The organism is Methylogaea oryzae (genome assembly GCF_019669985.1).
Classification (GTDB): Bacteria; Pseudomonadota; Gammaproteobacteria; order Methylococcales; family Methylococcaceae; genus Methylogaea; species Methylogaea oryzae.
Window position 1 is genome coordinate 3,011,184 of the sequence record NZ_AP019782.1, and the last position, 21,034, is coordinate 3,032,217.

At 64.2% G+C, this 21,034-nt stretch carries 24 protein-coding genes; 17 read left to right on the top strand and 7 right to left on the bottom strand.

What is annotated here, in order from left to right; genetic code table 11:
- Positions 1-10 precede the first annotated feature (10 nt).
- Positions 11-940, top strand: a complete 930-nt coding sequence (gene secF, locus K5607_RS13150; protein WP_221047288.1) for a protein translocase subunit SecF — start codon at positions 11-13, stop codon at positions 938-940.
- Positions 941-992: 52 nt separating this feature from the next.
- On the opposite strand, the gene alr is transcribed toward secF, so the two are convergent.
- From alr to hldE, 3 genes are read right to left on the bottom strand one after another with little or no spacing between them, the layout of a single operon-like run.
- On the bottom strand, positions 993-2,090 hold the full coding sequence (alr, locus tag K5607_RS13155; protein WP_054773077.1) for an alanine racemase: 1,098 nt from the start codon (positions 2,088-2,090) through the stop codon (positions 993-995).
- On the bottom strand, positions 2,087-3,454 hold the full coding sequence (gene dnaB / locus K5607_RS13160; RefSeq protein WP_221047289.1) for a replicative DNA helicase: 1,368 nt from the start codon (positions 3,452-3,454) through the stop codon (positions 2,087-2,089). Before dnaB ends, alr begins: the two co-directional genes overlap by 4 nt.
- A gap of 4 nt (positions 3,455-3,458) precedes the next feature.
- Entirely contained in the window at positions 3,459-4,898 is a 1,440-nt protein-coding gene (gene hldE / locus K5607_RS13165) for a bifunctional D-glycero-beta-D-manno-heptose-7-phosphate kinase/D-glycero-beta-D-manno-heptose 1-phosphate adenylyltransferase HldE (RefSeq protein WP_221047290.1), read from the bottom strand.
- A gap of 313 nt (positions 4,899-5,211) precedes the next feature.
- Here hldE and K5607_RS13170 point away from each other — a divergent pair, with 313 nt between their 5' ends.
- The gene (locus K5607_RS13170) at positions 5,212-5,541 is read left to right on the top strand and encodes a hypothetical protein (RefSeq protein WP_054774524.1); all 330 of its coding nucleotides are present in this window, start codon (positions 5,212-5,214) and stop codon (positions 5,539-5,541) included.
- 139 nt (positions 5,542-5,680) lie between these two features.
- Here K5607_RS13170 and K5607_RS13175 read toward each other — a convergent pair whose 3' ends face one another.
- A complete protein-coding gene (locus K5607_RS13175; RefSeq protein ID WP_221047291.1) occupies positions 5,681-6,316 on the bottom strand; it encodes a carbonic anhydrase family protein in 636 nt (211 codons plus the stop codon).
- A 400-nt stretch (positions 6,317-6,716) separates the two neighbouring features.
- On the opposite strand from K5607_RS13175, the gene arsC reads away from it, so the two are divergent.
- From arsC to K5607_RS13220, 9 genes are all read left to right on the top strand, one after another.
- On the top strand, positions 6,717-7,064 hold the full coding sequence (arsC, locus tag K5607_RS13180) for an arsenate reductase (glutaredoxin) (protein WP_054774526.1): 348 nt from the start codon (positions 6,717-6,719) through the stop codon (positions 7,062-7,064).
- 101 nt (positions 7,065-7,165) lie between these two features.
- A complete protein-coding gene (gene wrbA / locus K5607_RS13185) occupies positions 7,166-7,777 on the top strand; it encodes an NAD(P)H:quinone oxidoreductase (protein ID WP_221047292.1) in 612 nt (203 codons plus the stop codon).
- Positions 7,778-7,789: 12 nt separating this feature from the next.
- The gene (hda, locus tag K5607_RS13190; RefSeq protein WP_221047293.1) at positions 7,790-8,488 is read left to right on the top strand and encodes a DnaA regulatory inactivator Hda; all 699 of its coding nucleotides are present in this window, start codon (positions 7,790-7,792) and stop codon (positions 8,486-8,488) included.
- Positions 8,485-9,423: a ketopantoate reductase family protein gene (locus K5607_RS13195; RefSeq protein WP_221047294.1), complete on the top strand. Its 939-nt coding sequence runs from the start codon at positions 8,485-8,487 to the stop codon at positions 9,421-9,423. The genes hda and K5607_RS13195 overlap by 4 nt, the downstream gene beginning before the upstream one ends.
- Before the next feature lie 22 nt (positions 9,424-9,445).
- Positions 9,446-10,759 (top strand): hemolysin family protein, encoded by a 1,314-nt coding sequence (locus K5607_RS13200; protein ID WP_221047295.1) that lies wholly within the window; start codon positions 9,446-9,448, stop codon positions 10,757-10,759.
- A 109-nt stretch (positions 10,760-10,868) separates the two neighbouring features.
- Positions 10,869-11,132, top strand: a complete 264-nt coding sequence (locus K5607_RS13205; protein ID WP_221047296.1) for a hypothetical protein — start codon at positions 10,869-10,871, stop codon at positions 11,130-11,132.
- A gap of 13 nt (positions 11,133-11,145) precedes the next feature.
- Complete coding sequence (locus K5607_RS13210; RefSeq protein WP_221047297.1) at positions 11,146-11,313, top strand: hypothetical protein; 168 nt, start codon at positions 11,146-11,148, stop codon at positions 11,311-11,313.
- Between the two features lie 48 nt (positions 11,314-11,361).
- Positions 11,362-12,618: a TIGR03862 family flavoprotein gene (locus tag K5607_RS13215; protein ID WP_221047298.1), complete on the top strand. Its 1,257-nt coding sequence runs from the start codon at positions 11,362-11,364 to the stop codon at positions 12,616-12,618.
- 54 nt (positions 12,619-12,672) lie between these two features.
- A complete protein-coding gene (locus K5607_RS13220; protein ID WP_221047299.1) occupies positions 12,673-14,331 on the top strand; it encodes a L,D-transpeptidase family protein in 1,659 nt (552 codons plus the stop codon).
- 69 nt (positions 14,332-14,400) lie between these two features.
- Here K5607_RS13220 and K5607_RS13225 read toward each other — a convergent pair whose 3' ends face one another.
- Entirely contained in the window at positions 14,401-15,000 is a 600-nt protein-coding gene (locus tag K5607_RS13225) for a YcbK family protein (protein ID WP_054773971.1), read from the bottom strand.
- A 190-nt stretch (positions 15,001-15,190) separates the two neighbouring features.
- Here K5607_RS13225 and K5607_RS13230 point away from each other — a divergent pair, with 190 nt between their 5' ends.
- The 6 genes from K5607_RS13230 to K5607_RS13255 all read left to right on the top strand — a co-directional run bounded on the left by K5607_RS13230 (position 15,191) and on the right by K5607_RS13255 (position 19,997).
- Complete coding sequence (locus K5607_RS13230; protein ID WP_221047300.1) at positions 15,191-16,261, top strand: GGDEF domain-containing protein; 1,071 nt, start codon at positions 15,191-15,193, stop codon at positions 16,259-16,261.
- 37 nt (positions 16,262-16,298) lie between these two features.
- The gene (locus tag K5607_RS13235; protein ID WP_054773968.1) at positions 16,299-17,438 is read left to right on the top strand and encodes an MlaE family ABC transporter permease; all 1,140 of its coding nucleotides are present in this window, start codon (positions 16,299-16,301) and stop codon (positions 17,436-17,438) included.
- Positions 17,435-18,202, top strand: coding sequence for an ABC transporter ATP-binding protein (locus K5607_RS13240; RefSeq protein ID WP_221047301.1), 768 nt, complete (start codon positions 17,435-17,437; stop codon positions 18,200-18,202). Before K5607_RS13235 ends, K5607_RS13240 begins: the two co-directional genes overlap by 4 nt.
- A 1-nt stretch (position 18,203) precedes the next feature.
- The gene (locus K5607_RS13245) at positions 18,204-19,064 is read left to right on the top strand and encodes an MlaD family protein (RefSeq protein ID WP_221047302.1); all 861 of its coding nucleotides are present in this window, start codon (positions 18,204-18,206) and stop codon (positions 19,062-19,064) included.
- The gene (locus K5607_RS13250; protein ID WP_221047303.1) at positions 19,061-19,627 is read left to right on the top strand and encodes an ABC-type transport auxiliary lipoprotein family protein; all 567 of its coding nucleotides are present in this window, start codon (positions 19,061-19,063) and stop codon (positions 19,625-19,627) included. The genes K5607_RS13245 and K5607_RS13250 overlap by 4 nt, the downstream gene beginning before the upstream one ends.
- Before the next feature lie 88 nt (positions 19,628-19,715).
- The gene (locus K5607_RS13255) at positions 19,716-19,997 is read left to right on the top strand and encodes a CCDC90 family protein (RefSeq protein ID WP_054774569.1); all 282 of its coding nucleotides are present in this window, start codon (positions 19,716-19,718) and stop codon (positions 19,995-19,997) included.
- A gap of 76 nt (positions 19,998-20,073) precedes the next feature.
- Here K5607_RS13255 and K5607_RS13260 read toward each other — a convergent pair whose 3' ends face one another.
- A complete protein-coding gene (locus K5607_RS13260) occupies positions 20,074-20,451 on the bottom strand; it encodes a GFA family protein (RefSeq protein WP_054774567.1) in 378 nt (125 codons plus the stop codon).
- A 62-nt stretch (positions 20,452-20,513) separates the two neighbouring features.
- Positions 20,514-20,861 carry a hypothetical protein gene (locus K5607_RS13265; RefSeq protein WP_054774566.1) on the bottom strand — a complete coding sequence of 116 codons (348 nt, stop codon included), beginning with the start codon at positions 20,859-20,861 and terminating at the stop codon, positions 20,514-20,516.
- Positions 20,862-21,034: the final 173 nt, after the last annotated feature.

A 21,034-nucleotide genomic window follows, 5' to 3' on the forward strand; every position in this document is an offset into this window, starting at 1 on the left:
GGCTATCGCTGTGGAATTTTTCAAGATCAAAAAAGACATCCCGTTCATGAGCTACGGGAGGCTCACCACCTCCATCTCGCTCATCACCTTCATCCTCGCCGTCCTGGCGCTGGGCTTCAAGGGCCTCAACCTGGGCGTCGACTTCACCGGCGGCACCCTGGTGGAAGTCACCTACGGGCAGACGGCCAACCTGGACGCCGTGCGCGCCATCCTGGAAGAGCAAAAACTGGCCGAATCCTCGGTGCAGAACTTCGGCAGCTCCAAGGACGTGCTGATCCGCCTGCCCATCAAGGCCGACATCAGCAGCGCCCAGCTGAGCGAGAAAGTGTTCGCCGCCATCAAGGCGCAGGACGCTTCCGCCGAACTGCGCCGGGTGGAATTCGTCGGCCCGCAGGTGGGCAAGGAACTGTACGAAAGCGGCACCCTGGCGCTGCTGCTGGTGGCCGCCGGCATCATGGGCTACCTGGCGCTGCGCTTCGAATGGCGTTTCGCCGTGGCGGCCATCATCGCCAACATGCACGACATCGTCATCATCCTGGGCATGTTCGCCTTCTTCCAGTGGGAATTCACCCTCACCGTGCTGGCCGGCATCCTGGCAATCCTGGGCTACTCGGTGAACGAATCGGTGGTGGTGTTCGACCGGGTGCGCGAGAACTTCCGCAAAATGCGCAAGGCCGGCGTGGCCGAGGTGATCGACAACGCCATCACCGCCACCATGTCCCGCACCATCATCACCCACTCCATGACGCAGCTGATGGTGCTGGCCATGTTCTTCTTCGGCGGCGAGGCGCTGCACAACTTCGCCCTGGCGCTGACCATCGGCATCGTGTTCGGCATCTACTCGTCGGTGCTGGTGGCCAGCCCCATCGTCATGTGGCTGGGCGTGTCCCGCGCCGACCTGATGCCGGCGAAGAAGGAAACCGCCGACGACAGGCCTTGAACGGATAGCGAGGCCATCGGGCACAAAAAAACCGGCGCCAGCGCCGGTTTTTTTATGCCGCCGATCCAGCGGCGTCCTTCTCCAAAATCCTCACCCGTTGCGTCACGTTGCACAGCAGCGTGTAGGGAATCGTCTCGGCATGGGCGGCGATTTCCTCCACCGGCAGGCCGTCGCCCCACAGGGTGACCGGATCGCCCACCCGCGCGTCGGGGCAGTTGCTCAAGTCCAGCGTGATCATGTCCATGGACACCCGTCCCGCCAGGCCGACCCGCTGTCCGCGCACCAGCACCGGCGTACCGCTGGGGGCGTGGCGCGGATAGCCGTCGCCGTAGCCGATGGCGGCTATCCCTAAACGAGTGTCCTGCTCGCACACCCAATCGCCGGCGTAACCGACCCGGTCGCCCTTGCGCAGCCACTTCACCGAAATCAGGCGCGAACGCAGCGTCATCACCGGCTTCAAGCCCTCCTCCTCGCCGCAGCGGCCCTCGAAAGGCGACACGCCGTACAGCATGATGCCGGGCCGCACCCAATCGGCGCGAGTCACCGGCCAGGCCATGATGGCGGCGGAGTTGGCGATGCTGGTGTATTCGGCGGCGTGGGCCACGCAGGCGCGGAACAAGCCGACCTGCTCCGGCGTAGACTCGTCCGCCGTCAGATCGGCGTTGCTCAGGTGGGTCATGAGGCCGATGGGCTGTTGCACCCAGGGACAGCGGCGCAAATGGCGCAAACAGATGGGAAACTCTTCCTGGGAAACGCCCAGCCGGTGCATGCCCGAATCCAGTTTGAGCCAGGGCAGGATGGGCGTCGGCAACGGCTCCCGCTCCAGCAGGTAAATCTGCTCCGGGGAATGGATGACCGGTTCCAGTTCGTAGGCCACGTGGGCCGCCAGTTCCTCGCCGTCGACATAGCCTTGCAGCACGGCGATGCGCTGACGGAAACCGGCTTCGCGCAGGGCAATGCCCTCCTGCACCCGCGCCACGGCGAAACCGTCCGCCTCGCGCAAGGCGTCGGCCACCCGCAACAGGCCGTGGCCGTAGCCGTTGGCCTTCACCACCGCCATCACTTTGGAAGCCGGGGCGAACTGCCGCACCCGCGCCAGGTTGTGGCGCAGGGCGTCCGCGTCCACTACGGCATAAGCCGCGGGCATCATAGATAGCCTTCGTCCGAATACGCGTTGGAAATGAAGTTCTCGAACTTGGTGTACTGGCCAAGGAAAGTCAGCCGCACCGTGCCGATGGGGCCGTTACGCTGCTTGGCGATGATGATTTCCGCGCTGCCCTTGTCGGCGCTGTCCTCGTGGTACACCTCGTCGCGGTAAATGAAGACGATGATGTCGGCGTCCTGTTCGATGGAGCCGGATTCGCGCAGGTCGGACATTACCGGCCGCTTGTTGGGGCGCTGTTCCAGGTTGCGGTTGAGCTGCGACAGGGCGATCACCGGCACGTTCAGCTCCTTGGCCAGGGCCTTGAGCGAGCGGGAAATCTCGGAAATTTCCGCCACGCGGCTTTCCGCCGCGCCGGAGGAGCGCATGAGCTGCAAGTAGTCGAGCACGATCAAGCCCAGCTGGCCGTGCTCGCGCATCAGGCGGCGGGCGCGAGAGCGCACCTCGGTGGGGCTCATGGCCGCCGTGTCGTCGATGAACAGCTTGGTTTCGGCCAGCAGGTTGATGGCCGAAGTCAGCCGCGGCCACTCGTCGTCCTCCAGCTTGCCGGTACGCACCCGGTGCTGGTCCACCCTTCCCAGGGACGACATCATGCGCAAGGCCAACTGCTCGCCGGGCATTTCCATGCTGAATACGGCCACCGGCATCTGGCTCTTGATGGCGACGTTTTCCGCCAGGTTCATGGCGAAGGTGGTTTTGCCCATGGACGGTCGGCCGGCGACGATAATCAAGTCCGACGGCTGCAAACCGGAGGTCATGTCGTCCAAATCGTTGAAGCCGGTGCTCAGCCCGGTGATGTTGCCTTCCTGCTGGAACAGCGTTTCGATGCGGTCGATGGCGCCGGCCAACAGGCTTTTGATGGGCTGGAAGCCGCTGGTACCGCGCTGGCGTTGCTCGGCGATACGAAACACCTGCTGTTCGGCCTGTTCCAGCAATTCCGACACCGGCTTGCCTTCCGGTTGGAAACCGGAATTGGCGATGTCCGTGCCGACGTGGATCAACTGCCGCAGCACCGAGCGCTCCCGCACGATGTCGGCATAGGCGACGATATTGGCGGCGCTGGGAGTTTCCTTGGCGATGGCGCCCAGATAGCCCACGCCGCCGGCGTCCTCCAGCTCGCCGATCTGGCTCAGCGCTTCCGACAGCGTGATCACGTCGAAAGGCTGATCCTTGGCCGCCAGCTCGGCGATGGCGCGGAAGATGAGCTTATGTTCCTTGCGGTAGAAATCCTCTTCCCCCACCCGGCCGGACACGTTGTCCCAAGCCTGGTTGTCCAGCATCAGGCCGCCCAATACGGACTGCTCCGCCTGCAACGAATGCGGCGGAACCTTGAAACTGTCCATCTTATCCATAAGGCTACACCGACTGCGTCGGCGGCTTGCGGATACTGTCTATGATGCCGGTGGTGGAAAAGCCTTCCACGAAATCGAGCAAACGCACCTCGCCGCCGTTGGCGATGACGCAGTCGGCCCCGGCGATCTGCGACACGTCGGTGTAGTCGCCGCCTTTCACCAACACGTCCGGCAGGATCTTGCAGATGGCGTCGCGCGGCGTGTCGTCGTCGAACGCCACCACCCAGTCCACGCACTCCAGGGCGGCCAGCATGGCCATGCGCTGCGGCAGGGGATTGATGGGACGCTCCGGACCTTTCAGTCGCGCCACCGACGCATCGCTGTTGACCAGCACCACCAGCCGTTCGCCCAGTTCCTTGGCCTGTTGCAGGTACTGCACGTGGCCGGCATGGAGAATATCGAAACAACCGTTGGTAGCAACGATGCACTCGCCGTCCTGGCGCGCCTGCTCCAGCACGTCCACCAGCTCGTCCAGTCCCAGCACGCCGCGGCGGTGGGCGCGCGGGCCCTTGAAGGCGTATTCCAGCTCTTCCGGCGCCACGGAAGCGGTGCCCAGCTTGCCCACCACCACGCCGGCCGCCATATTGGCCAGGGCGGTGGCTTCCGGCAAGGAACGGCCGGAGGCCAGCACCGCCGCCAATACCGCGATCACCGTGTCGCCGGCGCCGGTCACGTCGTACACCTCCTTGGCGTGGGTGGGCAGGTGCAGGGAATCGCCCGCCTGGCGCAGCAAGGTCATGCCCTGCTCGCCGCGGGTCACCAGCAAGGCGTCCAACGCCAAGTCGGCGATCAAGGCCGCGCCTTTCTCCACCAGCTGTTCGTCGTCGGCGCAAACGCCCACCACCGCCTCGAACTCGCCCATGTTGGGCGTGATGATGGTGGCGCCCTTGTAACGGGAGAAATCCCGTCCCTTGGGATCCACCAAGACCGGCTTACCGGCGGCGCGGGCCATGATGATCATCATCTGCCCGACCACGTTCAGCGTACCCTTGCCGTAGTCGGACAGCACCACCGCATCGGCATCCCGCAACGCCTCGGCGAAACGCCGCAGCAACGGGTCGTGGTTGAGGCCGTGGAAACCGTCCTCGAAATCCAGCCGAATCAGCTGCTGCTGGCGGCTGATGACGCGCAGCTTGGTGATGGTGCCCCGCTCGTGGGACTTTTCCATCAAGCAGCGCACGCCCGCCGCTTCCAGCAGGGCGGTGAGGGAGTCGGCCGCCTCGTCCTGGCCGCAATAGGCCAGCAAGGTCGCCTTGCCGCCCAGGGCGGCCACGTTCAAGGCCACGTTGCCGGCGCCGCCGGGGCGCTCCTCGGCGCCGTTGACGTGCACCACGGGGACGGGCGCTTCCGGTGAAATTCGCGTGGCGGCGCCGTGCCAATAGCGGTCCAACATCACGTCGCCAACCACCAGCACGTGGGTGGTCGAAAAATCGGGCAAGTGCATAGATCAGGCAGAGGATTGGGAGAATGGGCGAGATTATACGGCATTGCACCGGCCACTTCGCACCGTCGGCACGGCGCATGCGCAGCCGGCGACCAAGGCCATCCGGGCGCTGTTGCAGAGATGAGCCGCGGCGAACGAAACGGATATTTCCCTTACCGAGGCGACGCGCCGCCCCATCGGACAGTGCTCGAAAGCCTGCCCTAGCCACCGGGAAATTCCTATCCTCCTAAACGCCTTTCATTTCCCGATCAGGGTAAGGCGACAAGAACGCGCCGAGACCATTTCGCCTTGATGACGCCGCGCCTATGACGGCATGCTATTGCCGAATCCAAGCGCTGCCGCACAGGACGCCTCCAGCACCAAGCCCATGCCGCTCTCCGCAAAAATAAAAAACCTTTTGGCTGCGCCGTTCGCCATTTCCCGCATCATGCAAAAATTCGCTGTGCCGGGTTTGGTTGGCGTGGTTTTGTTCGGGATAGGCCGTTGGCAAGACCTGGCGTGGCTGCAAATCACCGGCATGGCATTGGCGGCACCCATCGCCTGGGTGTATGCCTTGGTGATCTTCATATTTATTCCCTTCGCGATCTTCGACTGGATCCGGGCATTTTTGCGCAAGGGGGCGCCTGGATCGCGACGGCGGTGAAACGGCTAGGCCGAGCCGCCTTATCGCCGCAGGGCTTACCAAATCTGTCGAATCGTTTGGCGGCGCGAACGGAGGACACGCTGCCCCATAGCCCCGGGAATGCAGCGCGGCCTCGTCCCCGTAAAACTATCCCGACGTTTTACGGGGCGTTCGGAGCCCAAGGAAACTCGACGACATACCGCCGATTCAAGTCCTGAAGCTCACGGGCATGGGGCTTGGTTTCGCCGAAAATCAGACGGTATTGGGCACTGGTAATGCGTAATTCGCCCAAAACAACCCAGGAAACGATTTCCTCGTGGTCGCCGGTCGTAAGGGAGCCCTCGTAACGGATGGCGCTGGCGGTGCGTGGCGGCAACCAGCCTCGGGGATTCAACGGAACGCTGGCGTTGTCGCCGGTTCGTTCCGCCAACGCCTCGAAGAAACTCAGGTCGACGGCGTCGTCCGCCTGATCCGAGACGGTTAAAAACACGGCGATAACCGCGGCTTTGCGCCCATCGCCGGTTTTGTGCACGATGTGCAATTCCGCATCGAATTGGACGTCGGCGCGATAGTGTTCGCTGGGGCGGTGAAAATGAAAGTGCTCCAAAATAAAATCGACATCATCCAGCGCAATGCCGTTGAGCGGATTAGGCTTAAAACGCACCTCCAGGCCATGAGCGCCCCATACCGGCACGCCGTCGGCCGGCTGCCAGCGCAAATCCAGCGACAGGGGAAGGCGCGAAAAAATCGTTGGAACGATACGAATCGGCGATTGGTTGCATTTAGACTGATTCATCATGGTGTGCTTTTAATCGAAACGAAGCCATACCCGGCAGCGGGGTGTCCTAATTATGCGTCCCCCTTCGCCATCGTCTGCAAGCCTTGGCGGAACTTCCTGTAATCCCAGACTTACACAACAGAAAGCCTTCGTTCCAATACCGCCCACTCGGGCAACCCGCGATACGAGGGCCATCCCAAACCCGGCGGCGAAACCGCTTGGGCACGGCCGCCCCCGGCGTTGGCGTTAAGGCGCTTGCGGCAAGCGCGCGATGGACTTGCCCGGCGGTTCCGCAAGATAATATCGGCAGCAGGCAAACTTACCGCCGGCCGAAAAATGCGGAACGCGCCGGGCCGGCGCATCCGCCGCACCAGCCCCCATCCGTTTTTTCGGCGCCCCAACCCAAAGAGAACCGACCATGTCCGTCACCATCTACCACAACCCGCGCTGCAGCAAATCGCGGGAGACCTTGAAGCTGCTGCAGGACAAAGGCATCGAACCCCAGGTGATCGAATACCTGAAAACCCCGCCCAGTGCGGCAGAATTGGAGAGCATCCTGGCCAAGCTGGGACAAGAGCCGCGCCAGCTGATGCGCAAGAAGGAAGCGCCTTACGCCGAGCTGAAGCTGGACGACCCCGGCCTGAGCCGCGCCGCGCTCGTCGACGCCATGGTGCAAAACCCGGTGCTCATCGAGCGTCCCATCGTACTGGCCAACGGCAAGGCCGCCGTGGGCCGGCCGCCGGAAAACGTGCTGGCGATCCTCTAGTCATCCTGGTAGGAGCGGCCCGTGGCCGCGACGGCTCTCGGGGAGAACGTCGCGGCCACGGGCCGCTCCTACGTCCGTTTTATCAACCATCGAAAAGCTTCATGACCGACATTCTCATCGTCTATTACAGCCGCTACGGCGGCACCAGCGAACTGGCCAACATGATCGCCCGCGGCGTGGAAGAAGTGCCCGGCTGCCAGGCCAAGCTGCGCACCGTGCCGCCCGTATCTTCCGTATGCGAAGCCACCGCCCCGGCCGTTCCCGACGAAGGTGCGCCGTACTGCACCCTGGACGACATGAAGAACTGCGACGGCCTGGCTCTGGGCAGCCCCACCCATTTCGGCAACATGGCCGCCCCCATGAAGTATTTCATCGACAACGCCAGCAGCCTGTGGTTTTCCGGCGCCCTGGCGGGCAAGCCGGCCGGCGTGTTCACCTCCACCGGCTCCATGCACGGCGGCCAGGAATCCACCCTGCTCAGCATGATGGTGCCCTTGCTGCACCTGGGCATGGTGATCGTCGGCCTGCCCAGCCAGGAGCAGGCCCTGCAGAAAACCACCACCGGCGGCACGCCCTACGGCCCCAGCCGCTTGGCCGTGTCCGGCAGCGATCAGCTGAGCGACGAAGAAAAGCAGCTGTGCAAGGCCTTCGGCAAACGCCTGGCCCTCATGGCCCAAGCGCTCAAGCAAGCGCGCCCGCAAGCGGCAGGCTGAACCGCTTCCTCCGTGCCCCGCCAAATCCCGCTGCAACTGCACGTCAACCCGGAGCAAAGCTTCGCCGCCTACGTGGCCGGCCCCAACGGCGCGGCGCTGGCGGCCTTGCGGCACTGCGCCGAGGGCGGCGGCGAAGCGCTGGTGTATTTGTGGGGCGAAACGGGACTGGGCAAGACGCACTTGCTCAACGCCTGCTGCCAGGCGGCGGAAGCGACGGATAGGCGCAGCGCCTATTTGCCCCTGGCGGAACTGCGCCGGTATGGGCCGGCGTTGCTGGAAGGCATGGAGCAGATGGATGTGCTGTGCCTGGACGACATCCAGGCGGTGGCCGGCGACGCCGCCTGGGAACAAGCCCTGTTCCACCTCTTCAACCGCCTGCGCGACGGCGGCAAGCGCTTGGTCGCCGCCGCCGACGCGGCCCCGGCGGGGATCGCCGTGGACTTGCCGGATCTGCGTTCGCGCCTGGCCTGGGGGCTCACCCTGCGGCTGCACCCCTTGGACGACGACGACAAGCTGGCGGCCGTAAGCGGACGGGCCCGCCAGTTGGGCATGGAAATCACCCCGGCGGTGGGGCAATACCTGCTGGCCCATTGCCCCCGCGACCTGGCGTCCCTGTGGCGACTGCTGGAGCGACTGGACCACGCAACCTTGGCGGCGCAGCGTAAACTGACCATCCCTTTCCTGAAAACCTACTTGGAAAACCCGCAATGAAAGTTCTCGTCATCGGCACCGGCGCCGTCGGCAGCTATTTCGGCTTCAAACTGGCCCAATCCGGCGCCGAAGTCTCCATGCTGGCCCGTTCCGACTACGACCACGTGCGCGACCACGGCATCCACCTCAGCACCACGGAAGGCGATTTCCACTTCCAGCCCAAGCAGGTGGTGCGCCATGCGGCGGAGTTGGTGGACCCGGAAAGCGGCGCCGCCATCAAGCCCGACTACGTCATGCTGTGCATCAAGGTGGTGGAAGGCGCGGACCGCATCGGTCTGCTGCGGGACGCCGTCGGCCCCGAAACGGCCATCGTGCTGGTGTCCAACGGCATCGACGTGGAGCGGGAAGTGGCCGAAGCCTTTCCGGACAACGAAATCATCAGCGGCCTGGCCTTCATCGGCGTCACCCGCATCGCCCCCGGCCGCATCCACCACGAGGCCTACGGCAACCTGTCGCTGGGGTCCTATCCCCACGGCGTGTCGGAGAAAACCCGCTTGCTGGCCGAGGCGTACCAAGCAGCCGGCGTGAAATGCGTCGCCACCGACAATATCGGCACCGCCCGCTGGCAGAAGTGCGTGTGGAACGCCGCCTTCAACCCGGTGTCCGTACTGTGCGGCCTCAACACCGGCGACATCCTCGCCCACCAGGAAGCCTTCATCCGCACCCTGATGCAGGAGGTTTGCGCCATCGCCGCCGCCGTGGGCCATCCCCTGCCGGAAACGCTCGTCGACAAAAGCATCCATAGCACGCTGAAAATGCCGCCCTACAAAACCAGCATGCTGGTGGATTTCGAAGCCGGCCGGCCGCTGGAAACCGAGGCCATCCTCGGCAACGCCGTGCGCGCCGGACAGGAAGTCGGAGCGGCGGCGCCGCATTTGGAAACGGTGTACGCCTTGATGAAGCTGAAGCAAGCGGCGGCGGCCAAGGGCGGCTGATGGACGGGCAAGCGTAACCGCCATGGACATCCTGCTGATCGCCATACTCATCCTGCTCAACGGCGTGTTCGCCATGTCGGAGATCGCCGTCGTGTCGGCCCGCAAAAGCCGGCTGCAGCACTGGGCCGAAGAGGGCAATTCCGGCGCCAAGGCGGCCCTGGCGCTGGCGCAGGACCCGACCCAGTTCCTTTCTACCATCCAAGTGGGCATCACCCTCATCGGCATACTCAACGGCGCTTTCGGCGAAAGCGCCATCGCCGAAAAGCTGCAAACCTATTTCGCGACCGTACCGGAACTGTCGCCCTACGCCAAGCCGCTGTCCCTGGTGTGCATGGTGCTGGCCATTACCTACGTCTCCCTCATCGTCGGCGAACTGGTGCCGAAGCGGCTGGCCATGCGCAGGCCGGAGCGCATCGCGTCGTTCATGGCCAAACCCATGCGCCTGCTGGCGGTGTCGGCCTACCCCCTGGTCAAGCTGCTGAGCGTTTCCACCGAGCTGATCCTGCGATTGGTGGGCGGGAAACACCGGCCGGAGCCGTCCATCACCGAGGAAGAAATCAAGGTCTTGATGGAACAAGGCGCGGAGGAAGGCGTGTTCGAGCACACCGAACACGAATGGATCGCCAACATCTTCCACCTGCACGATCGGAAGATCGAATCCATCATGACGCCGCGCAACGACATCGTTTTCCTCGACGTAAACGAGCCCGCGGAGGCGGTGCGCGCCAAGCTCGCCCGTAGCAGCTACTCCCGCTTCCCGGTATGCCGGGGGCGGTTCGAACACGTCGTCGGCATGGTGCAGGCCAAGGATATTTTGAACCGGGTCCTGAACGGCGAGTCCCTCAACCTGATCTCCGCCGTCAAGCAGCCGATTTACGCCCCCCTGACCCTGTCGCTGACGCAGCTGCTGGAGGTATTCAAGCGCAGCCAGGTACACATGGCCCTGGTGGTGGACGAATACGGCGAAATCGAGGGCCTGGTGACCCTGCAGGATGTCATGGAAGCCATCGTCGGCGACATCCCCACGCCGGAGTCGGTCGACAAGCCGGAGATAGTGCGACGGGAAGACGGCTCCTGGCTGATCGACGGCGCCATCGCCCTGAACAAGCTGAAAAAGCTGTTCGACCTGGACGAATTCCCCGGCGAGGACTCCGACGAATTCCACACCCTGGGCGGCTTCGTCATGTCGCAACTGGGACGGGTGCCGAAGGCGGCGGATCACTTCCACCATGAAAACCTGCGCTTCGAAGTGGTCGACATGGACGGCAACCGGGTGGACAAGGTGCTGGTTTCGTTTGCTGCGGACGACACCCCTCCCCCCGTCGAGCGGGGCTGATCCGCAACCGCCGTGGTTGCGGCAAAGCGGCCAAGGGCGTAATAATCGCCATCCGCAAGCCCAAGCCGCCCGCAAGTGGGGGCCGTATGCACACACAGGAAGCTTCACAATGAATGCGCAATTCATCACCGACGCCAACGGCCAGCGCACCGCCGTGATCCTCACCATGGAGGACTACGCCAGCTTGATCGACGACCTGCGGGAAATCGAAGCCATTTGCGCCGATGAAGCGACCGATACCGCCGCCGCAGTGGCGCTGTTGCAAGCCGAAACGCCGCCGGGCGCGGAAGCGTCGCCGCCGCCCCAAGAAGAGCGCGACGAGGATCGCCCTGCAGCAGCCGACGGCGGCTTCGAAGACGACTCCGAGGCATAGCGCGCCGCCCGCCATGACCACCCGCGGCAAGTGCCTTATCGCCCTGAGCGTGCTCGCCATCCTCGGCATCGGTCCGATACCGACCACCTCCCTGCTGGGGTTCTACATCGTGCTGGCCCGGCCCCATTGGTTCAAGGCGCTGGTGGACAAGCTCTATGCCGAAAACGCGGGCCGCCGCTAGACGCCGCCCGTACCGACCCACAGCCCCCTAACCGGCGCCGAATAACCCATGCCCTCCGATAACCGATCCCTTTCAGCAATCGCCATCGTCGGCGGTGGCCCCGCCGGACTCATGGCGGCGGAAGCCGCCGTAGAAGCCGGAATGCGCGTCGATCTCTACGACGCCATGGCCTCCGTCGGGCGTAAATTTTTGCTGGCGGGCAAGGGCGGCTTGAACCTGACCCATTCCGAGCCGCTGGAGCCGTTCCTGGCGCGCTACGGCTCGCGCCGCGAGTGCATCGAGCCGCTGCTGGCGCAGTTCGGCCCGGACGACTTGCGCCAATGGGCCGCCAGCCTGGGGGTGGACACTTTCGTCGGCAGCTCCGGGCGGGTGTTTCCCAGCGAAATGAAGTCCGCGCCGCTGCTGCGCGCGTGGCTGCACCGCCTGCGCCAAGCCGGCGTGAATATCCACGCCCGGCACAGCTGGCGCGGCTGGGAGGAAAACGGCGCCCTGCGCTTCGCCACGCCGCAAGGCATGCACACGGCCCACGCCGACGCCCTGGTGCTGGCCATGGGCGGCGGCAGCTGGGCGCGGCTGGGTTCCAACGGCGCCTGGGCGCCGCTGCTGGCCCAGCGCGGCGTGCGGGTGGAAGCGCTGCGGCCGGCCAATTGCGGCTTCGACACCGGCTGGAGCGAGCATATGCGCGAACGCCACGCCGGCCGGCCGGTCAAGCCCGTGGCCCTGACCTATACGGACGAAAACGGCGAGCCGGCGCGCCGTCAGGGGGAGTTCGTCGTCACCGCCAACGGCGTGGAGGGCAGCCTCGTTTACGCCGTATCGGCCCCCTTGCGCGAGCAAATCGCCGCCCAAGGCTTTGCCTTGATTCACCTGGACCTGGCGCCGGACCGCGACCTGCAGCGGCTGATTGACGGCTTGTCGCAACCGCAGGGCAAGCTGTCCATGGCCAACCACTTGCAGCGCCGCGCCGGCATCGAAGGCGCCAAAGCGGCCCTGTTGCGCGAACTGCTGCCCGCCGAAGCCTACGCCGATCCCGAGCGCCTGGCCCAGGGCATCAAGGCGCTGCCGCTGAAACTGATCGCCCCCCGCCCCATCGACGAAGCCATCAGCACCGCGGGCGGCGTGGCGTTCGAGGCTTTGGACGAACGGTTGATGATCCGCGCCCTGCCCGGCGTGTTCTGTGCCGGCGAAATGCTGGACTGGGAGGCGCCCACCGGCGGCTACCTGCTCACCGCCTGCTTCGCCAGCGGCCGGGTTGCCGGCGCCGGAGCCGCCGCCTGGCTGCGGGACGCAGCCGTCGACCGCTGAACCATACGCCACGGTTTTTTTCGACTACCCTTTCCACCAACACGATCAGCCCTCATGGACCAGGATACCGCCTTGCGCCCGCTACTGCTCATAACCCTGCTGTTCGGCTTAGCCCTGCCGCCCATGGCCGGAGCCAACGGCACCACCGCCGAATCCGACCTAGACGCCCCCCAATCCCTGCCGCTACGGGAAACCCTGGAAAGGGCCCCGGCCGCGCCGTTTACCGCCGAACTGCGGCGACTCTACGAAGCGCGCGCCTTCCAACCGCTGTGGAGCCGCGGCGGCGCCCCGACCAGCCAGGCGCTGGCCCTGACGGACGCCCTGCTGCACGCCGATGAACAAGGTTTGACGCCCGCCGACTACGACGGCCCGCGCTTGCAAGCCTGGCTGGCGGCTAAGCCCTCCGCCGCCGCCAACTGGACCGCCTTCGACATTGCCCTGAGCCGCGCGCTGATGCGCTTCGGCGATCACCTGCACCGGGGGCGGGTCGACGCCGCCGCCCAGGCCAAGCTGGGCATAGCGCTGCAGGCCAAGGCGCCGCTGGACTGGACGGCATTGCTGGAAGAATGGTCGAAAAGCGCCGAGCCGGCCCAAGCATTGAACCGGCTGGAACCGGACACGGCGGTCTATCGCACCCTGAAGACGGCATTGCGGCAATATCGCGCCCTAGCGGCGCAAACCCCGGCGTTCACGCCGATACCTCCGGCCAAGAAAGGCCTGCGCCCCGGAGAGACGCGCGACAGCGTGCCGGCCTTGCGCGCCCTGCTGCAAGCCAACGGCTATTTGCCGCAAGGCCAGCCGCCGGCCGACGCCAACCTGTACGACGAGGCCACCGCCGACGCCGTGCGCCGTTTTCAAACCCACCATGGCCTGGAACCCGACGCCGTGGTCGGCGGCCAAACCCTGCTGCAGCTGAACATGACCCCCGCCAACCGGCTGGATCAACTGCGCCTGGGCATGGAGCGGCTGCGCTGGCTGCCGGACAAGCACGACGGCACTTTCCTGGTGGTCAACGTGCCTTCGTTCCGGTTGTACGGCTTCAGCACCGGCTCGCCTAACCTGGCCAAGCCCGACATCGGCATGAACGTCATCGTCGGCCAAGCCATCGACACCCGCAACACGCCGGTGTTCCAGGCCGACATGCTGTACCTGGTATTCCGCCCCTACTGGAACGTGCCTTACAGCATCGCGCGCAAAGAACTGGTGCCGCTGATCGAGCGGGACGGCGGCTACATCGAAAAGAACGACATGGAAATCGTCGACGCCTATGGCGCGGCCGAAGGCGGCGCGCTGGAGGCCAGCGCGGAAAACATCGAAGCGGTGTACGGCGGCAAGCTGCGCTTGCGGCAGCGGCCCGGCGCCAAGAACGCCCTGGGACCGATCAAATTCGTGTTTCCCAATATGAACAGCGTCTACCTGCACGGCACGCCGCAACAGCGGCTGTTTTTACGCACGCGGCGGGATTTCAGCCATGGCTGCATCCGCGTGGAAGACCCGGCGAGCCTGGCTGAATTCGTGCTGAAGAAGCAGGACGGCTGGGACAAGGAACGCATCGAAAGCTCCATGAAGGGAGACAAATCCTTCACCCTGCGCCTGGGGGCGGCGGTTCCCGTGTATATCTTCTACACCACGGCCCTGGCCGACGAACAAGGCCAAGTGCAGTTTTACCCCGATATCTACGGGCAGGACACCAAACTGCTGAAGCTGCTCTAAAAGCGGCGGGGCTGAAACCTTCCTACGGTGTAGGAGGATTCAGCCCCGCGATTGCCGGGAAAAACGGCGCTACCAGGTACGGAAGCGGCCGGTATCCAAGTGAACGAAATCCGATTGGCGGTAATACCCCACGCCGCCCCGCTGCAGGGCGATGCCGGCGCGCTGGATCATCTTGCTGCTCACGTCGCTCAGCCGGATGTCGATGGCCTTGCCGACCATGTGCAGGCTGTTTTCCGCCACGCCCACGCCGCGCTGATGCAGAAAGGCGTTGGTCTCGGGCGAACGATAGCCGCACACCACTTGCACCGTGCCCCGCGAATTGGTGAGCGCGGTAACGGCGGTGAGAATGTCCAGCAACCCCGCGTCCATGGTATGGATCTGATCGGTGCGGTGATCGCGGAGAAACTCGTTGAAACGATGCAGGGTCGTGGCGTCCGGACGACGATCCGGGCAGCACACCACTTTGAACTGCTCGTTGGTGTGCAAATTCAGAAAGGACAACTGGCGCCTTTCACCAAAAGCCTTGGCGTACACCTCTTCGGGAGAGAGCAGCAGAGAACCCGCAATACCGGCCGCCAGCGTCCCGAGGAACTTGCGGCGGGAGAGGCCGGGGTTGGAAGCGCCGACCGTTAAATCGTTATTGGAGGAATGCAGGGGCGATTTCGCCATGCGTTGTCGAACCTGGAACTAGTTGGAACATCGATAACCTTACCCTCACAGGGGTGGTCAAAGCAAGTTTTAGCGGCCATTTTCATCGACTAGCTCACAGACAAACCCGGGCTCACGCCTTGTTCTACGCCGGCGCGGCACCTATCCTTGCCGAAAAGCCATCATCGAGAACCGACTTGGAAGCGCGCCCATGAGAGCCACCGAGAGAACCCTGTCGGAACAAATGCGCATAACGGATATCTCCATCGCCCGCAGGCGCAAGCTGCTGGGGCTGACCGACGGCGACCTGCACCTGCTCTACTCGGCCAAACAGGCCATCGACAACAACCTGGAAGCCATCGTCGACGAATTCTACGAACGGCAGACCCAAATCGACGAAATCGCCTTGCTGATCGGCGACCTGGACACCATGCGCCGCCTGCGCATGGCCCAATGCGGCTACGTGTCCAACTTGTTCAGCGGCGTCATCGACATGGAATACATCAACGACCGTTTGCGCATCGGCCTGGTGCATAAGCGCATCGGCGTGAAACCCAAGCTGTATTTGTCCGGCATAGACACGCTGAGCGACATCCTGTGGAAATACATCGCCGCCCACAGCCAGAACCAGGCGGTCACCCTGGCGACGCTGCAGGCGTTGCGAAAAATCCTGCATTTCGACGTCACCCTGGTGTTCGATACCTACATCCGCAGCCTCGTGGCCGAAGTGGAAGTGGCGGTGCAGCGCGCGGAAACCTATGCCCTGGGGCTGGAAGCCAAGGTCGCGGAACGCACCCAGGAACTGGAGCGGCTGTCCACCCACGACAGCCTCACCGGCCTATACAACCATCGCACGCTGCATTGCGCCCTGCGCCGCGAACTGAAGCGGGCCGAACGGGAAGCCATTCCCCTTAGCCTGGTTTTCGTGGACGTGGACAAATTCAAATGCATCAACGATACGCAAGGCCACCTGGCCGGCGACCAGGTGCTGCAGGGCGTCGCCAGCGCTTTGACGCATTGCGCCAGGGAAACCGATTTCGTCACCCGCCACGGCGGCGACGAATTCTGCGTGATCCTGCCCAACACCTCGCTGGCCGCCGCAAACAACTACTGCGAACGCGTCCTGGCAGAGCTGGCCGGCCAACACCCCAACGTGTCGTTGAGCATCGGCGTCGCGGAAACCGGCCCGAAAAACTTCGAGCGCGTGGAAACGCTGTTGCAACGCGCCGATCAGAAAATGTACGCATCGAAAACGCTGGAAGGCCCGGCCATTTCCCTCTAGCATCCATCTCCGCGTCCAGGCCCCATTCCTCCCGCCCATGCCGCCCGAATCCACCGCAGCCAACCATCGGCCCCGTATCGACGTCCGCCCCGACGAAAGCGGCCGCCTCGTCACGCTGCGAGGCTTGTGGAACCTGCGCGGCCTCGCTCTGGCCCCGGACTTGCGGCGGCAGCTGGACGGTTACGCCGCGGACGGCGGCCTGACATGGGACTTGGGCGACGTCGAGGCGCTGGACAGCGCCGGCGCATTCATCCTGTGGCAATCCTGGGGCGAAAAGCTGCCCGCGCGCATACGCCTCCTCCCTGAGCACCGCCGGCAATTCCAGCGCTGGCAACAACGCGCCATCCGCGCCCTGCCGCCGCCGCGCCGGCCGCTCCCCTGGCTAAAGCGCTTGGCCGGCATCCTGCACCGCTTCTTCGACCACGTCCTATCATGGACCACCCTGCTCGGCCAGTTGCTGCTGGACATGGCCTATTTGTTCCGCCATCCCGGCGACATCCCCTGGCGGGAGATTTCCGCCACCATCCACGAAACCGGCGGACGGGCGCTGGGCATTACCGCCCTGGTCGGATTTCTCATCGGTTTGGTGGTCAGCTATTTGTCGGCCCTGCAACTGCAAACCCTGGGCGCGCAAATCTACATCGTCAACATCCTCGGCATGAGCATCATCCGCGAACTGGGCCCCCTGCTGGCGGCCATCTTGGTGGCGGGCCGCTCCGGCTCCGCCATGACGGCGCGCATCGGCGTCATGCGCATCACCCAGGAGCTGGACGTGCTGGCCGCCATGGGCATTTCCCAATCCCTGCGCATCATCCTGCCCAAGGTCGTCGCCCTGATTATCGCCCTGCCCCTGCTGGTGGTGTGGACCGACATCCTCGGCCTGCTGGGCGGCGCCATGACCGCCAAGCTGGAACTGGACATCGGCCTGCAGCAATTCGTGCAGAAACTGCCTACCTCCGTGCCGGTGGCCAATTTCGCCATCGGCCTCGGCAAAGGCGCCGTCTTCGGCCTGCTCATCGCCCTGGTGGCCTGCCATTTCGGCCTGCGCATCAAGCCGGACACGGAAAGCCTGGGCAACGAGACCACCAACTCGGTGGTGGCTTCCATCACCCTGGTGATCCTGGTGGACGCCGTGTTCGCCATCCTGTTCCGCAACGTCGGCCTGGGCCTGCAATGAGCGACGCCATCATCCGCGTGGAGCACGTGTGGACGCGCTTCGGCGACACGGTCATCCACGAGGACATCAGCCTCAGCCTGCAGCGGGGCGGCATCCTGGGCCTGGTGGGCATTTCCGGCAGCGGCAAAACCGTGCTCATGCGCGAAATGATCGGCCTGCAAACGCCGACGCAAGGCCAGGTCTACGTGTTCGGCGAGGCCCTGCACCAGGCGGGCCGCGCACGCCGCCAGCAATTGCGCAACCGCTTCGGCGTGCTGTTCCAAAGCGGCGCCCTGTTCAGCGCCTTGAGCGTGTTCGACAACATCGCCTTTCCCCTGCGCGAGCTGCGCTGCCTGGACGAAGCCTTGATTCGCGACCTGGTAAGCATGAAACTGTCCATGGTGGGGCTGAAAGCCGAGGACGCCACGCTGATGCCGGCGGAACTGTCCGGCGGCATGGTGCGGCGCGTCGCCTTGGCGCGCGCCTTGATAATGGAACCGGAACTGTTGTTTTTGGACGAGCCCACCTCCGGCCTGGACCCCATCCTCAGCGACGAATTCGTCTCCCTGTTGGGCGAACTGCATCAGGAACTGGGCTTTACCGTCGTCATGATCAGCCACGATTTGCACACCTTGAGCGACTTATGCACCCAGCTGGCGGTGCTGGCCGACCGCCGCCTGGTGGCGGCCGGCACGCTGGAAGAGATACGCGCCAGCCGGCACCCGTTCGTACGGCGGTATTTCCACGGCAAACGCGCCCAGCGCACTTTTAAAGGGGAAGCCTGACATGGGCCGCGAATCCTACGCCCTCCTGACCGGCCTGTTCGTGCTGATCCTGGGCGGCGCCCTGGTGCTGGTCGCCTGGTGGCTGGGCCAATACGGCGAAAAGAAAGATACCTACATGGTCACCACCCAAAGCGCCGTATCCGGCCTCAAGCCCGAATCCACCGTCTACTACCGCGGCGTGGCCGCCGGCAAAGTCGCCGGCATGGGCTTCGACCCGCTCGACTCACGCACCATTCAAGTCCTGGTGGAACTGAACAAAGGCATCCCCATCAGCACCGCCACCTTCGCGCGGCTGCGCCTGCAACCCCTGACCGGCCTGGCGCAAATCGAGTTGGACAACGACGCGGGCGCGGCGCAGCCCCTGCCGACCAGCCGGAAAAACCCGGCCGTGATCCCGCTGCGCCCGTCGCTGGTGGACATGCTGACCAACTCCGGCCAAGACCTGCTCGGCCAGGCGCAGCAACTGATGGCCCGCGTCAACGACGTGCTGGGCGACGACAACCGTGACCGCCTGGGCCAGATCCTGCGCAACCTGGAAGCGGTCACCGGCCGCCTGGACCGAACCCTGGCGGAACTGCCCGCCGTCAGCGGCGACGCGCGCCGCGTCCTGGGCAGCATCGACCAACTGGCCGGCGACATGCGCGACACGGTGCAACGCCTGCGCGGCCTCGGCGACGCCGGCGACGGCTTGGCGAAAACCACCCTGCCGCGCCTCAACGCCACCCTGGAAGAACTGCAAACCGCCGCCGCCCAGGTGAAAAAACTCTCCGCCCAAATAGACCAAGACCCGCAAGCGCTGCTGCTAGGCCCGCCGGTGGCCGCGCCCGGCCCCGGCGAACCGGGCTACAAGGAAACCCGATGAGTACAGGGAAGGGAAAAACCTCCGCAAGAACGCTTTTGGCCGCCACGGTATTCCCCATCGTCCTGGCCGCCTGCAGCCTCTACCCCGCCCGCCCGCCGGCGCCGTCGCTGCACGACTTCGGCCCGGCGCCGGCATCGGCGGGCGCCGCCGCCAACGCCGTCGCCGTAGACGCGCCGCCCTGGCTGCGCAGCGACCGCCTGCGTTACCGCCTGCTGCACGACGACCCCACCCTGGTGCGCGCCTACGCCCTGGACGCCTGGCTGGCCCCGCCCCCGGCCCTGCTGGCGCAACGCCTGCGCGCCGCCGCGGCGGACACGCCCTACCGGCTGCGGTTGACGCTGACCGACTTCGAACAAGTGTTCGACAGCCCCGCCGCCGCCCGCGTCGTGCTCCATCTCCAAGCGAGCGCCGAAACCGCCGACGGCAAACCCGTCGACGAACGCCCGTTTCGCTACGCCCTACCCTGCCCCAGCCCCGACGCCAAAGGCGCCGTCACCGCCTACGCCGCGGCGGTGGAACGGGCAGTCCAGGAGCTGGGACAATGGCTGAAGACCCTGCCATGAAGGGCAACCGATCACGACGCAACATTACCTATCGCTGCGCTACAATGCCTTCGGAAAGTTCGTACACACGCTCATGAGGAATTTGGCCATGGCTGCCATCACATTCGATACTCTCAAATTCGTCGAGCACCTCACGGCGGCCGGTGTCCCACACGCGCAAGCCAAGGCGGAAGTCGAAGCACTAACCGAAGCCCTGCAATCCAGCGCGCTTGAACTCGCCACCAAGGATGACATCAAATTGGCCGTCGCGGACTTACGCGCCGAATTACACAAAGAAACACGCGACCTCAAAGTCGACCTAATCAAATGGATGACCGGTGCGTTGATCGCTCAAGCAGCCGTAATCGCCACGCTGGTAAAGTTGCTTTAAAGCCCAGCCACGACAGACCGGCGCCAACACCGCCTAAAAGCTGAACAATGGCGCGGCCTGTTGACGGAACGCACTGCTATTGGCTTTTATGTGCCAACCTCTGAGCATTAAGCTCCCAATTCTCCCCGTCGAAATCCACCACTTTTACCGATTCCGGTGGACTCATTAAGCACCGCAGGTTCACATCCACGCCGTCCGGATTGGAACGGGGAATGTAAAAAGGCTTGATGCCGCACACCTTACAGAAGGTATGCTGCGCCACCCCGGTATTGAAGCGGTAAGTGGCGATGGCGTCCTCGCCCGATAGGAGCAGGAACTTCGACTTCGGCACGATCAAATGCAAAAACCCCGTCATGCGGCAAATGGAACAATTGCAATCCTCCACCTCCACCGCCTCCGGTGCATCGACCTCGAATCGAATCGCACCGCAATGACAACCGCCCTGATAAATCAACGTATTACCCCTCTTTTAAAAATCCGCGCCATGGTACGGCGCAGCAAATGCCGCCGCCTCGATCATCGCCGCTTGCGCAGCAGCCGGCAGCGCCATTTCCTGAAAAAGCCGTAAATTCGCCGGTAGAACATATAAAACCGGCTATGGCGGGCGGAACGATCTTCCAGATCCGCCTTGCGAAAACGACGCACCGCAACAATCTCCCTGTCGTCGAAATCCACATTCGCCATGGAAATACCGTCCTGGCCTCCCACCACCTCGCCCAGGATTTCGCCGGTGAAATCGAAATAAAACGTCCGGTAAACCGTGCCGTCCTTCAACTGGATATCGCCAACATAGGTATGATGGGATTTGCCCGGCGCCAGCTTTTCCCACAACTCGGCGGGTACCTTGTATTTTTTGCCAATCATATGCCGCCCGCCAAAAAATGAAACGCAACCTAGACTGCCATAGAGTACCGGCTTAATGTCGCCACATTTAATTCCACTTCTAGTTACCGGCAAGCGCGGCCCACGAAAGGAGGCACCAATAGTCGGCAGCGTTTCCTTCGCATCCGGCGTTGCCGGGAATATCGCCGCGTCGG

What these genes read in the sequence shown, in the direction of transcription:
- alr (WP_054773077.1), bottom strand. Translation starts at nt 2,090, where the DNA reads ATGATGCCCGCGGCTTATGCCGTAGTGGACGCGGACGCCCTGCGCCAC.
- dnaB (WP_221047289.1), bottom strand. Translation starts at nt 3,454, where the DNA reads ATGGATAAGATGGACAGTTTCAAGGTTCCGCCGCATTCGTTGCAGGCG.
- hldE (WP_221047290.1), bottom strand. Translation starts at nt 4,898, where the DNA reads ATGCACTTGCCCGATTTTTCGACCACCCACGTGCTGGTGGTTGGCGAC.
- K5607_RS13170 (WP_054774524.1), top strand. Translation starts at nt 5,212, where the DNA reads ATGCTATTGCCGAATCCAAGCGCTGCCGCACAGGACGCCTCCAGCACC.
- K5607_RS13175 (WP_221047291.1), bottom strand. Translation starts at nt 6,316, where the DNA reads ATGAATCAGTCTAAATGCAACCAATCGCCGATTCGTATCGTTCCAACG.
- arsC (WP_054774526.1), top strand. Translation starts at nt 6,717, where the DNA reads ATGTCCGTCACCATCTACCACAACCCGCGCTGCAGCAAATCGCGGGAG.
- wrbA (WP_221047292.1), top strand. Translation starts at nt 7,166, where the DNA reads ATGACCGACATTCTCATCGTCTATTACAGCCGCTACGGCGGCACCAGC.
- K5607_RS13195 (WP_221047294.1), top strand. Translation starts at nt 8,485, where the DNA reads ATGAAAGTTCTCGTCATCGGCACCGGCGCCGTCGGCAGCTATTTCGGC.
- K5607_RS13200 (WP_221047295.1), top strand. Translation starts at nt 9,446, where the DNA reads ATGGACATCCTGCTGATCGCCATACTCATCCTGCTCAACGGCGTGTTC.
- K5607_RS13205 (WP_221047296.1), top strand. Translation starts at nt 10,869, where the DNA reads ATGAATGCGCAATTCATCACCGACGCCAACGGCCAGCGCACCGCCGTG.
- K5607_RS13210 (WP_221047297.1), top strand. Translation starts at nt 11,146, where the DNA reads ATGACCACCCGCGGCAAGTGCCTTATCGCCCTGAGCGTGCTCGCCATC.
- K5607_RS13215 (WP_221047298.1), top strand. Translation starts at nt 11,362, where the DNA reads ATGCCCTCCGATAACCGATCCCTTTCAGCAATCGCCATCGTCGGCGGT.
- K5607_RS13220 (WP_221047299.1), top strand. Translation starts at nt 12,673, where the DNA reads ATGGACCAGGATACCGCCTTGCGCCCGCTACTGCTCATAACCCTGCTG.
- K5607_RS13225 (WP_054773971.1), bottom strand. Translation starts at nt 15,000, where the DNA reads ATGGCGAAATCGCCCCTGCATTCCTCCAATAACGATTTAACGGTCGGC.
- K5607_RS13230 (WP_221047300.1), top strand. Translation starts at nt 15,191, where the DNA reads ATGAGAGCCACCGAGAGAACCCTGTCGGAACAAATGCGCATAACGGAT.
- K5607_RS13235 (WP_054773968.1), top strand. Translation starts at nt 16,299, where the DNA reads ATGCCGCCCGAATCCACCGCAGCCAACCATCGGCCCCGTATCGACGTC.
- K5607_RS13240 (WP_221047301.1), top strand. Translation starts at nt 17,435, where the DNA reads ATGAGCGACGCCATCATCCGCGTGGAGCACGTGTGGACGCGCTTCGGC.
- K5607_RS13245 (WP_221047302.1), top strand. Translation starts at nt 18,204, where the DNA reads ATGGGCCGCGAATCCTACGCCCTCCTGACCGGCCTGTTCGTGCTGATC.
- K5607_RS13250 (WP_221047303.1), top strand. Translation starts at nt 19,061, where the DNA reads ATGAGTACAGGGAAGGGAAAAACCTCCGCAAGAACGCTTTTGGCCGCC.
- K5607_RS13255 (WP_054774569.1), top strand. Translation starts at nt 19,716, where the DNA reads ATGGCTGCCATCACATTCGATACTCTCAAATTCGTCGAGCACCTCACG.
- K5607_RS13265 (WP_054774566.1), bottom strand. Translation starts at nt 20,861, where the DNA reads ATGATTGGCAAAAAATACAAGGTACCCGCCGAGTTGTGGGAAAAGCTG.